Origin of the sequence: Mycobacterium sp. NS-7484 (assembly GCF_001953975.1) — a bacterium.
Classification (GTDB): Bacteria; Actinomycetota; Actinomycetes; order Mycobacteriales; family Mycobacteriaceae; genus Mycobacterium.
The window spans coordinates 1-10,944 of the sequence record NZ_MBEJ01000101.1; the positions used below are offsets into that span (position 1 = coordinate 1).

Consider the following 10,944-nt stretch of genomic DNA (forward strand, 5'->3'; position numbering starts at 1 on the left):
ACGCAATGCGGGCTCGGCGCGGCCGCACCACCGGCATTCGGCCGCCGCAGCGCCGCGGTCCGGCAGGGCGAGCGGCCCCGTGCAGTGCCGACAGCGCGTCACCGCACGGCATCGTGCACACGCCAGCGCAGGCACATATCCGCGGCGCGGAACCTGGATGAGTACCGGCCGCTCGGCCTGCAGCGCCGCACGCGCGGCCTGCAATGCCATCGACGGCAACCGCGCGGTGTGGGCAGCCGGGTCACGCTCCTGGGCATAGCCGCTGTCCTCCAGCGCCACCACCCGAGGCGCGGCGGCCCGCACCGCCGGACGCGGCGCCACCACATCGTGAGCCCACCGCGTCCGTACCAGGGCCTGCGCCTCGGCGGTGCGCGCATAACCGCCGATGACCGCGGCACACCGCAGCTGGTGGGCACGCAGCATGGCGACCTCACGAGCATGCGGGTAGGGCGCGCGCGGCTCAGCGAGGCTGTCGTCGCCGTCGTCCCACACCAGGACCAGCCCGAGATTGGACACCGGGGCGAACACCGCGCTGCGGGTACCGATCACCAGCTGGGCCTGTCCGCGCAGCACCGACAACCAGCGGCGGTAACGGGCGGCCGGGCCCAGCCCCGCCGACAATGCCACCACCCGGGCCTCCGCCATCTGCTCGATCGCCGCGGCATACAGGGCGTCGACGTCGCGTTGGTCGGGCACCACGGCGAGCACACCCAGCCCGGCGTTCACCGCCACCGCAGCCGCCTCGGTCAACCGCCGCGCCCAGTTCTCCCCGGGCAGCGCCTGCCACACCGCCCGCGCGGCCCGGCCCTCACCGACGGCCGTCAAGAATTGTTCGCCGCGGCCGTAGCGAGCCCACGCGCTGGTGTCGACGGGGATCTCGGAGACCGGTTCGGCCTCGGCGGGAGTCTGCTTCTCCACCCTGGCGTGGCGCGGTGGCACCGCCAACCGCAGGACGTCGGCGCGGGTGCCGGCATAGCGGGCCGCGACGGCGTCGACGAGCCGCCGGATCTCGGGCGTGAGCACCGGTTCGGGCGAGACCACGCGGTCCAGCCAGCCCAACTTGCCGGTGTGGTCGGTGTCCGAGCGTCGTTCCAGCAGGTACGCGTCGACCAGCCTGCCGTGGAAGCGCACCCGGACCCGGACGCCCGGCTGCGCGTCGTCGGAATGGTCCTCCGACACCAGGTAATCGAACTCCCGGTCCAGGTGCGGAACCGTGAGCAGGGGAAGCACCCGCGCGATGGGTTCGTGCTCGGCGGCGCGGCGGGTGATCGTCACCGCGTCAGTTCAGCAGACCGCGGTGACGTCCGGCCGAAGAACAGGCCGGCGGTGATCATCATCAGCGAGGCGGCATATGCCCACCAGATCGGCACGGCCAACAGTTGGTCGCCCCGGATGAACTCGCTGATCCCGATCATCGTGTCCGACACGGCGAAACACACCGCTCCGGCAGCGGTCCACCACGTGGGCAGCTGGGCGAGCAGGGCCGTACAGACCATCGCCCCGAGCACGGCGATGTAGGCCGTGACGGGTACCGCCATTCCCTGTTCGAGCAGCCGCGGCCAGAACCAGGCGAGCAAAGCGGCACACGCGGCGACGGTGACCCCGACGGCGGCCAGTCGGGCCGGGCTCCGTCGGGCCAGCGGCACGAGCGCGCCCAGAAAGCACAGGTGGGCGACCAGGAACGCGCCCAGTCCGCCGACGAACGACGGCTGCCACCACGGGATGGCGAGCAGGAAGTCACCGAGTGCGGAGAACCCCAGCGCACCGACCAGCCAACGGCGTTCCCGCACGATCGGATGCGCCCACGCGGCAAGCGCGAGCAGCACCGCGGGCAGGGCCTTCACCGCGGGCTGGGCGAAGAACTGGCCGGTGAGCGCGACACCGGCCGGAGACCGTAGCGCCACCACCAGTAAGAAGATGCCGTAGGCGGCGCCGACGAACACCGCGGAGCCCCACAGCCACACCGTGCTGCGCCGTGCGTACGGTGTCGGCATGTCCGTTGCTGACGAGAAACCGGCTGTCGATTCCATCCTGCAGAAGGTACTGGAGGTCGTGCCGTTCCAACTATCGACTGACATCGGAGTCGAGGAGGCCCGACGTCAGTTCAGTGAGATCCCCCGGCCACCGGTCCATCCCGAGGTCGAGGTCACCGACCGTGAGATACCGGGACCGGCCGGTCCGATCCCGGTGCGCGTGTACCGACCCCCGACCGCCGACGGGGCGACGCTGCCGGTGGTGGTGTTCATCCATGGCGGCGGCTGGTCGCTGGGTGACCTGGACAGCTACGACGGCACCGCGCGCCAGCATGCCGTGGGTGCCGACGCCGTGGTGATCTCGGTGGAATACCGGCTGGCGCCTGAGCATCCGTACCCGGCCGCGGTCGACGACGTGTGGGCCGTGACGCAATGGGTGGCCGAGCACGCCGCCGAACTCGATGTCGACGGCGACCGCATGGCGGTTGCCGGCGATTCGGCGGGCGGCAACCTCAGCGCGGTGGTGGCGCTGCTGGCGCGCGATGCCGGCGCTCCTGCGCTGCGGTTCCAGCTGCTCTGGTACCCGGCGACCACCTGGGACACCAGCCTGCCGTCCTTCACCGAGAATGCACAGGCGCCGATCCTCGGGCTCGATGCCGTCGCGGGATTCTCCCGGTGGTACGCCGGGCACGTCGACCTGTCCGATCCGCCCATGACGCTGGTACCGGCCCGCGCGGCCGATCTGTCCGGACTTGCGCCGGCCTATATTGCGGTGGCCGGGCACGACCCGTTGCGTGACGACGGAATCCGGTACGCCGAGATGCTCTCTGCGGCAGGCGTTCCGGTGCAGGTTCACAACGCCGAGACCCTGGTGCATGGTTACATCGGTTACGCCGGTGTGGTACCGGCGGCCACCGAGGCGTTCGATCAGGCGATGGCGGCACTGCGGGCGGCGCTACACGTCTGACCGGTCGGTCGCGGGTTCTTTTCTGGCGGGCCACAACGACATTCGGTGAATAATCCGGTCACGCAGGCCGACGGTGTGGAACAACACCGCGCAGATGTGTGCGGTGAATGTCGCGAACAGCAGGTAGGCCGCCACGGTGTGGGCGGTGCGCAACACCGCGTACAGGGTGATGTTGGTCGGGGCGATCGCCGGCAGATGGATCGCCCCGGCCAACACGACCGGAGATCCCGCGGCCGACACCATGGCCCACCCGATCAGGGGCTGCGCCAAAAGCAGTGCGTACAGCAGGTATTCAGAGTAGCTGGCGATGCGACGTTCGAGTGGTCCCATCGTGGTGAGGAACGGCGGCAGCCTGCGGGTGAGCCGGTTGACCAGTCGCACGATCGCGAATACCAGGATCGCGATGCCCAGCGGCCGGTGAATCGCGAGAAGCAACGGGTAGTAGCTGAGTGCCGCGATCATCGTCACGCCGATGAAGAACTGCGCGATCACCATGGCCGCCATGGACCAGTGCAGCAGCCGGGCCGTCAGGTTGAACTTCGTGATCGGCGGTTTCGTTTCGGTGGTCATCGCACATCCCCGGGTACGACGACTGCGCTGGGCGACTTGGGTTCTCGGGCCCTGCGGTCGAACGAACGCGCGTACACCGCCGACCGTGCGCGCGGCAGCGGATCGTCAGACGCGGCCAAGCCGTCGGGCAGCACGAGTGGATCGAAGTTGACGTCGCGGGCGTTGCCGGGTGCCTCGGTATGGACGGCGTCGATGATGATGGTGCCCGCGTCAATCGTCGGGCGGTCCGACGGCCACGGAAGGGTGGCGTCGTGGGTGGGGTCGGTCGGGTCCGCCAGCGTGAGGATCAACTTCCAACTGACCGGGCCGCGGGCGATCGTGTCGATCAGTGCATCAAAGAGAGCGTTCTTGTCGTCGCTCGGCGGCCGTGCGGCGGGCTGCTGCTGCTTTAGCGGCACAGCTGCCCACCGGATCGCCGTGGTCTTGCCCTGAGCATTCGTGGCCCGAAAAGCGTTGAGTCCGTAATACGTACTGTCGGCGAATCCGGTGCTCGGTGGGCTCTGTTTGATGACCTTCATCGCCGCTACGGTTTCGGGGTGATCGGCCAGAAACGCCGCCATCGCCTGGGGGTCGGGCTTTCCGGTCTGCTTCTCGGGCCGCGACGCCAACATCCGATCGTAGAAGCCTTGTGGTGTGGCGTCGGGAAACACCGGGATGTTGATCATTGCCGTGCGCCACTGCTGGCCGTCGGGAAGGTCGAACACCAAGCCCAGACCTCGCACGGTGTCGTTCTTGTCGGGTTGATCGGGCAACCCACCCGACAGCGAGAACCTGCCCACCACAGGCACCGTGCCGGGTGTGAACACGGCGGCCCGGCTCACCTGGGCACCGGCACCGGTGCTGGTGAACGTTCCGGTGGCGGCCAGCCCCTTGGCGTGGTTGCGCCGGAATCCCTCATGACGCCCGCCCACCTGCTCGAACCGGTCGGCGAAATCGGCCGGCGTCAGCGCGTCAGGACGCAGCCAACCCGCCGCCCCACCAAGTCCGCCCACCGCGGCGACCGCTACACCGCCCATGGCGGTCAATCCCAGCAACGCTCCCCTGCGGCTCAATTCCATCGTGGTCGCACCCCTCCTCGCGTCTGGACTCTTCCAGTGTCAAACGAAATGCGGGCGCGGACGGTTCATTCGGGGCGCGCGGTGCCTATGTTTGCCGATTGAGTCCGTAGCCACCCGTTGGCATCGGAGACTAGGTTGGCAGTGCAACCCACACGGTGTGCACACGATCGGCCGCAGCCGGGAGGTGGCTTGATGCCCGACTTTCACACGCTCATCGTCGGCGCCGGATTCTCCGGCATCGGCACCGCGATTGCCCTGGACAAGGCGGGGCTGCATGACTACCTCATCCTCGAAGCCGGCGACGGAGCCGGGGGCACCTGGTTCTGGAACACCTATCCCGGTGTGGCGGTGGATATTCCATCGTTCTCGTATCAGTTCTCGTTCGAGCAGTCTCGGAAGTGGTCGCGTACCTATGCCCCCGGCAGCGAGTTGCGCACCTACGCCGACACCTGCGTCGACAAGTATGGCCTGCGACCCCGGATCCGGTTCGACACCACCGTCACCCGCGCTGTCTTCGACGACGACGAGAGCCTGTGGCGACTCGAACTGGACTCCGGAGACACGCTCACGTCCCGGTTTCTGGTCAACGCCAGCGGCGTGCTGACCATCCCGAAGCTGCCGGAGATCGACGGCGTGGACTCGTTCGCCGGGACCACGGTGCACACGGCCCGCTGGGACCACACCCAAGACTTGACCGGCAGGCGGGTGGCGATCATCGGCACGGGCGCCTCGGCGGTTCAGGTGATTCCCGAGATCGCGCCGAAGGTCAAGCAGCTCACTGTGTTTCAGCGGACACCGATCTGGTGCTTCCCCAAGTTCGACGTGCCGATCCCGCCGATCGCACGCCGGCTGATGCGCCTGCCCGGCGGCCGGACGCTGCATCGGATGCTCAGCCAGGCCTATGTGGAGTTCACGTTCCCATTGGCCGCGCAGTACTTCACCATCAACCCGTTCGCCAAGCGGGCCGGCGCAGCTGGGCGCGCCTATCTCCGGCAACAGGTACGAGATCCCGAGATTCGCGACAAGCTCACCCCGCGCTATGCGGTGGGATGCAAGCGACCCGGCTTCCACAACACCTATCTGGCCACCTTCAACCGGGACAACGTGCGGTTGGTCACCGAACCGATCGACAAGATCACCGGTTCGGGTGTCGCGACCACCGATGGCGAGAGCCATGACGTCGACGTGCTCATCCTGGCCACCGGGTTCAAGGTGATGGATGTCGACGCGCTGCCGTTCGAGATCGTGTGTTCGGATGGGCAAACGCTCAGCGAGTTCTGGATGCAGCACCGGATGCAGGCCTACGAAGGTGTCAGCATTCCCGGCTTTCCCAACTTCTTCTCCGTGATGGGGCCGTACGGATACGTCGGGTCCTCGTATTTCGCGTTGATCGAGGCACAGACCCGACATCTGGTGCGCTGTATCGCCCAGGCAGACAAGAAGCAGGCCCGCCGCGTCGAGGTCCGCCAGGAGGCCAACGACCGGTACTTCTCGGAGATGATGCGCAAGCGTCATCGCCAGATCTTCTGGCAGGACAGCTGTTCACAGGCCAACAGCTACTACTTCGACCGCAACGGGGATGTGCCGCTACGGCCGGCCACCACCTTCGAGGCCTATTGGCGCAGCCGTCGCTTCCCCCTGGACGATTACGCGTTCACGTCCTAGAAAAAGTCCGCCAACAGACACAAACCCGTACCTTTTCGGCTGAGAAGGTACGGGTTTGCGTCTGTTCGGCAAAAACTAGACGGAGGCCTTCAGGTCGTCGACCTTGTTGAGCTGCTCCCAGGGCAGTTCGACATCGGTGCGCCCGAAGTGGCCGTACGCCGCGGTCTGGGCGTAGATCGGGCGCAGCAGGTCCAGGTCGCGGATGATCGCGCCGGGACGCAGATCGAACACGCTGCTGATGGCCTTCTCGATGCGGGCCGGGTCGACGGTCTCGGTGCCGAACGTCTCGACGAACAGGCCGACCGGGGCGGCCTTGCCGATGGCGTAGGCGACCTGGACCTCGACCCGCTCGGCCAGGCCGGCGGCGACGACGTTCTTGGCCACCCAGCGCATCGCGTACGCGGCCGAGCGGTCCACCTTTGACGGGTCCTTGCCGGAGAAGGCGCCGCCGCCGTGACGGGCCCAGCCGCCGTAGGTGTCGACGATGATCTTGCGGCCGGTCAGGCCGGCGTCACCCATCGGGCCGCCGAGGACGAACTTGCCGGTCGGGTTGACCAGGAGACGGAAATCGGAGGTGTCCAGCGTCTCGTGGTTGAGGTCGGCCAGCACGGTGTTGACGACCTTCTCCCGGATGTCCGGGGTCAGGGTGCTGTCCAGATCGATGCCGTCGGCGTGCTGGGTGGACAGCACCACGGTGTCCAGCCGGACCGGCGTCTTGCCGTCGTACTGGATGGTGACCTGGGTCTTGCCATCCGGACGCAGGTAGTCGAGCACGCCGTTCTTGCGCACCTCGGTCAGCCGGCGCGACAACCGGTGGGCCAGCGCGATGGGCAGCGGCATCAACTCGGGGGTGTCACCGATGGCGTAGCCGAACATCAGACCCTGATCGCCGGCACCCTGCGAGTCCAGCGGATCGCCCGCGCCCTCGACGCGCGCTTCGTGGGCGGTGTCCACGCCCTGGGCGATGTCCGGGGACTGCGCACCGATCGCGATGTTCACCCCGCAGGAGGCGCCGTCGAAGCCCTTGGTCGACGAGTCGTAGCCGATGTCGAGGATGCGGTCGCGCACGATTTTGGGGATGTCGGCGTAGGCGGAGGTGGTGACCTCACCGGCGACATGCACTTGACCGGTGGTGACCAGCGTCTCCACCGCAACCCGGGACTTGGGATCCTGCTCCAGCAGCGCGTCGAGCACCGAGTCGCTGATCGCATCACAGATCTTGTCGGGGTGTCCTTCGGTTACCGACTCACTGGTAAATAGGCGACCTTGGCTCACGGTCTGCTTCCTTCCTTGACGATTACGAAACGTTCTCAGTCAAAACTACTTAGTTAGTCGAATGGTATCTGTGCCCTGTTGAACCCAACCGCTTGGGACGCCGATGCGCAACCCTTATCCGCACAGTGATGCGTACGCCGGATCACCCTTCGTACTTGCCCAGGAACGCCGCGATCGAGTCCACGATACGGGTGGCCATCAGAGTCTTCGAGCCATGCTCCAGTGCAACTTCGGTGCCGTCGGCACTCAGCAACCAACCGTCGTTGTGGTCCACCTCGAAGGCGCGGTTGTCCCCGACGGCGTTGACCACCAGCAGGTCACAGCCCTTGCGCTGGAGTTTGGCCCGAGCATGGAACAGCACGTCACCGTTGGCATCGCCGGTCTCGGCGGCGAAACCGACGATGGCGCGCATATTTGGCAACTGTTCTTCGGCGCGGGCCCGTACCGCGCCGGCGAGAATGTCGTCGTTGCGTACAAGTTCGATCGAACTCGGTTCGGAGGCACCTTTTTTGATCTTGCTGGTGGCCACCTGGGCGGGCCGGAAATCGGCCACGGCGGCGGCCATCACCAAGACGTTGGCCTCGGGGGCGTACTTGGACACCGCGTCGCGCAACTGCGCAGCTGAGCCGATGTGCACGACGTGGACGCCGGCCGGATCGACCAGGCCTGCGGTGTTGCCTGCGATCAGCGTGACGTCGGCCCCGCGTTGGGCCATCACCCGGGCCACGGCGTAGCCCTGTTTGCCGGAGCTGCGGTTGCCGATGAATCGCACCGGATCGAGGGGCTCACGGGTGCCACCGGCGGTCACCAGGGCCTTGACCCCGGCCAGGTCGTAGGGCAGCGCGTCACCGCGTTCCAGCAGCAACTGCGCAAATGTGGTGATCTCTTCGGCCTCGGGCAGCCGTCCCGCACCGCTGTCGGCGCCGGTGAGCCGTCCAGACGCCGGTTCCAACACCACCGCGCCCCGACGACGCAAAGTCGCGACGTTGTCGACGGTGGCCGGGTGAAACCACATCTCGGTGTGCATCGCCGGGGCGAACAGCACTGGACATCGCGCGGTCAACAGCGTGGCGGTCAGCAGGTCGTCGGCCCGGCCGGCTACCGCGCGGGCCAGCAGATCAGTGGTGGCGGGTGCGACGACGACAAGGTCGGCCTCCTGGCCGATCCGCACGTGCGGCACCTCGTGCACATCGGTGAAGACACCGGTGTGCACGGGATTGCCCGACAGGGCTTCGAACGTGGCGGCCCCGACGAAGCGCAGCGCCGACTGGGTGGGCAACACGCGCACCGAGTGGCCGGCTTCGGTGAGTTGGCGGACCAGGGTGCAGGCCTTGTAGGCGGCGATGCCGCCTGCGACACCGACGACGATTCGCTTACGCGCGCTCACGTGCCGGCCCGGCCTGGCTACTCGCCCTCGGTGTGCTCGAGCAGGTCCTCGTGGATCTCCCGCATCGCGATCGACAGCGGCTTCTCCTGCAGACCGGGCTCGACCAGGGGGCCGACGTATTCGAGAATGCCGTCGCCCAACTGGTTGTAGTAATCGTTGATCTGGCGCGCGCGCTTGGCGGCGTAGATCACCAGCGCGTACTTGCTCGATGCGCGGTCCAGCAACTCGTCGATGGGCGGGTTGGTGATGCCCAGCGGCGTGTCGTAGGCGCTGGCGGCAGACGAATCGATACCCAAGTCGTCCGCAGCGGCCAGCTGCGCATCGGCGTGCGGGGTGCTCACTAAAAAGTCTCCTGGCGGTTTTGGCGAAAATGCATTGTGAACAGCGGGCTGGTGGCTCGCGGATCCGATCGCGTCGGTCCCGGCACGGTGAGTCGTCAGCTGCCCACCAGCAAGGATACCAATTCAGCGCACGCGGAATCCAACTGACGGTTCACCACAACCTGGTCAAAGTCGGACTTTGCCGCCATTTCGGCCCGCGCGGTCTCCAATCGCCTGGCCATCACCTCGGGCGTCTCGGTACCCCGGCCGGACAATCTGCTGACCAGTTCGTCCCAACTCGGCGGTGCCAGGAACACCGACACCACCTCGGGCATGGCCTTCTTGACGGCCCGGGCACCGGCCAGATCGACCTCGATCAGCACCGGGCGACCCGCCTGGGTGGCTTCGCGCACTGGTTGGGCCGGCGTCCCGGAGCGGTGCAAACCGCCGTGAATTTCGGCCCATTCCAGCAGCTCACCGTCATCGATCAGCTGTTGGAACCGGTCAGCGGACACGAATGTGTAGTCGACTCCGTCGACCTCCCCCGGCCGCGGTGCCCTGGTCGTGACCGAGACGGAGAAATACAGGTCGGGAAGTCGCTCCCGCAGGCAACGGACCACGGTGGACTTCCCGACGGCGGAGGGACCGGACAACACGACGACCGGAGCCGTCGCAGTGTGTTGTCCGACCCCTCTACCAGCGCTCAATGCGGGCGCCTCTAGGACTGGTCGAACTTCTCCAGCAGGGCTTTGCGCTGACGATCACCGAGGCCGCGCAGACGGCGGGTCGGGGCGATCTCCAGCTCGGTCATGATCTCCTGCGCCTTGACCTTGCCGACCTTGGGCAGGGCCTCCAACAGAGCGGAGACCTTCATCTTGCCCAAGACCTCGTCGGTCTCGGCGTCGGTGAGCACCTGCTTGAGGTTGGTGCCGCCGCGCTTGAGTCGATCCTTGAGCTCGGCTCGCGCTCGACGTGCGGCGGCAGCCTTCTCCAACGCTGCCGCGCGCTGTTCGTCGGTCAACTGGGGAAGGGCCACGGGTTCCTCCGTCTCCTGGCGATTCTTCTTCGGCCATCTCTTGTTTTGTACGGCTGGAGTGCAAACCAGCCAGCGACGACGACCGTACCCACGCAGGCTGACGAAAGCTAACCCCACCCCCTGGTTACGGCGCTAAAAGCCCAGCGTGTAGTGCGCTCCGGCGACCCGCGGTTTTGACACGAAAACGTGGCCGAGCATCGTCGGCGACGCCGCGTCGGCCCGGATATTCCTGCAAGTCAACGGGTTTCGCTGCCACTACAGCTAACTCCCGGGCGTCGTCCCACTCGCGGCGAGACCGCAGAACCCAGCGGTCAAGGCCAGTTCGAGAAAATTTTCGCTGGTCACGGCGTGTCGGGCGTGTCGGAGCCGGTGACGCGCACGTCACAGACGTGCCGCCGGCCACACCTAACCGACGCCTAATTGCCACATAGCGATTACACAGCTGGTCTAAATAGTGTCACCTGATCGGGCACTCCATGCCCGTGAAGGGATGCTGAACATGAACATCAAGCGCTTGACCTGCGCTTCTGCCGTCGCCATGGCACTCGGAGCGGCTGCGCTATCGGGCGGGGCCGGGATGGCCGCGGCCCAGCCCGGGCCTCCGTGCGGCTTCGGCAACTGCCAGGGCCCCGGCGGACCAGGTGGTCCCGGCGGACCAGGTGGGCCGGGTGGCGACGGCGCTACGCGGGCGGC

The 10,944-nt window shown here is 67.1% G+C and carries 10 protein-coding genes and 1 pseudogene; 2 read left to right on the top strand and 9 right to left on the bottom strand.

Features of this window, described 5'->3' with window-relative positions; genetic code table 11:
* Together A5733_RS19240 and A5733_RS19245 are read right to left on the bottom strand one after the other, a co-directional pair.
* A pseudogene (locus A5733_RS19240) lies at positions 1-1,275 on the bottom strand (primosome assembly protein PriA); the annotation flags it as partial.
* Positions 1,272-1,994 carry a lysoplasmalogenase gene (locus A5733_RS19245; RefSeq protein ID WP_076241288.1) on the bottom strand — a complete coding sequence of 241 codons (723 nt, stop codon included), beginning with the start codon at positions 1,992-1,994 and terminating at the stop codon, positions 1,272-1,274. The pseudogene A5733_RS19240 and the gene A5733_RS19245, both read right to left, overlap by 4 nt.
* Between A5733_RS19245 and A5733_RS19250 the strand changes: the two genes are divergently transcribed.
* On the top strand, positions 1,993-2,940 hold the full coding sequence (locus tag A5733_RS19250; protein WP_076241291.1) for an alpha/beta hydrolase: 948 nt from the start codon (positions 1,993-1,995) through the stop codon (positions 2,938-2,940). The genes A5733_RS19245 and A5733_RS19250 overlap by 2 nt on opposite strands.
* Here A5733_RS19250 and A5733_RS19255 read toward each other — a convergent pair.
* Positions 2,929-3,510 (bottom strand): cytochrome b, encoded by a 582-nt coding sequence (locus A5733_RS19255; RefSeq protein ID WP_067768181.1) that lies wholly within the window; start codon positions 3,508-3,510, stop codon positions 2,929-2,931. The two genes, A5733_RS19250 and A5733_RS19255, sit on opposite strands and share 12 nt — an antisense overlap.
* On the bottom strand, positions 3,507-4,568 hold the full coding sequence (locus tag A5733_RS19260; RefSeq protein WP_233152733.1) for a catalase family peroxidase: 1,062 nt from the start codon (positions 4,566-4,568) through the stop codon (positions 3,507-3,509). Before A5733_RS19260 ends, A5733_RS19255 begins: the two co-directional genes overlap by 4 nt.
* A 192-nt stretch (positions 4,569-4,760) precedes the next feature.
* Here A5733_RS19260 and A5733_RS19265 point away from each other — a divergent pair, with 192 nt between their 5' ends.
* The gene (locus tag A5733_RS19265; protein WP_076241289.1) at positions 4,761-6,233 is read left to right on the top strand and encodes an NAD(P)/FAD-dependent oxidoreductase; all 1,473 of its coding nucleotides are present in this window, start codon (positions 4,761-4,763) and stop codon (positions 6,231-6,233) included.
* Between the two features lie 75 nt (positions 6,234-6,308).
* Here the strand turns inward: A5733_RS19265 and metK are convergent, their stop codons facing one another.
* The 5 genes from metK to mihF form a co-directional block, all read right to left on the bottom strand.
* A complete protein-coding gene (gene metK / locus A5733_RS19270) occupies positions 6,309-7,508 on the bottom strand; it encodes a methionine adenosyltransferase (protein ID WP_067768185.1) in 1,200 nt (399 codons plus the stop codon).
* Between the two features lie 142 nt (positions 7,509-7,650).
* The gene (coaBC, locus tag A5733_RS19275; RefSeq protein WP_076241290.1) at positions 7,651-8,895 is read right to left on the bottom strand and encodes a bifunctional phosphopantothenoylcysteine decarboxylase/phosphopantothenate--cysteine ligase CoaBC; all 1,245 of its coding nucleotides are present in this window, start codon (positions 8,893-8,895) and stop codon (positions 7,651-7,653) included.
* Positions 8,896-8,912: 17 nt separating this feature from the next.
* Positions 8,913-9,236: a DNA-directed RNA polymerase subunit omega gene (rpoZ, locus tag A5733_RS19280; RefSeq protein WP_067768188.1), complete on the bottom strand. Its 324-nt coding sequence runs from the start codon at positions 9,234-9,236 to the stop codon at positions 8,913-8,915.
* A gap of 95 nt (positions 9,237-9,331) precedes the next feature.
* Complete coding sequence (gene gmk, locus A5733_RS19285) at positions 9,332-9,922, bottom strand: guanylate kinase (protein WP_067768190.1); 591 nt, start codon at positions 9,920-9,922, stop codon at positions 9,332-9,334.
* 11 nt (positions 9,923-9,933) lie between these two features.
* Positions 9,934-10,251 (bottom strand): integration host factor, actinobacterial type, encoded by a 318-nt coding sequence (gene mihF, locus A5733_RS19290; RefSeq protein ID WP_003894434.1) that lies wholly within the window; start codon positions 10,249-10,251, stop codon positions 9,934-9,936.
* Positions 10,252-10,944: the final 693 nt, after the last annotated feature.

What these genes read in the sequence shown, in the direction of transcription:
- A5733_RS19250 (WP_076241291.1), top strand. Translation starts at nt 1,993, where the DNA reads ATGTCCGTTGCTGACGAGAAACCGGCTGTCGATTCCATCCTGCAGAAG.
- A5733_RS19245 (WP_076241288.1), bottom strand. Translation starts at nt 1,994, where the DNA reads ATGCCGACACCGTACGCACGGCGCAGCACGGTGTGGCTGTGGGGCTCC.
- A5733_RS19255 (WP_067768181.1), bottom strand. Translation starts at nt 3,510, where the DNA reads ATGACCACCGAAACGAAACCGCCGATCACGAAGTTCAACCTGACGGCC.
- A5733_RS19260 (WP_233152733.1), bottom strand. Translation starts at nt 4,568, where the DNA reads ATGGAATTGAGCCGCAGGGGAGCGTTGCTGGGATTGACCGCCATGGGC.
- A5733_RS19265 (WP_076241289.1), top strand. Translation starts at nt 4,761, where the DNA reads ATGCCCGACTTTCACACGCTCATCGTCGGCGCCGGATTCTCCGGCATC.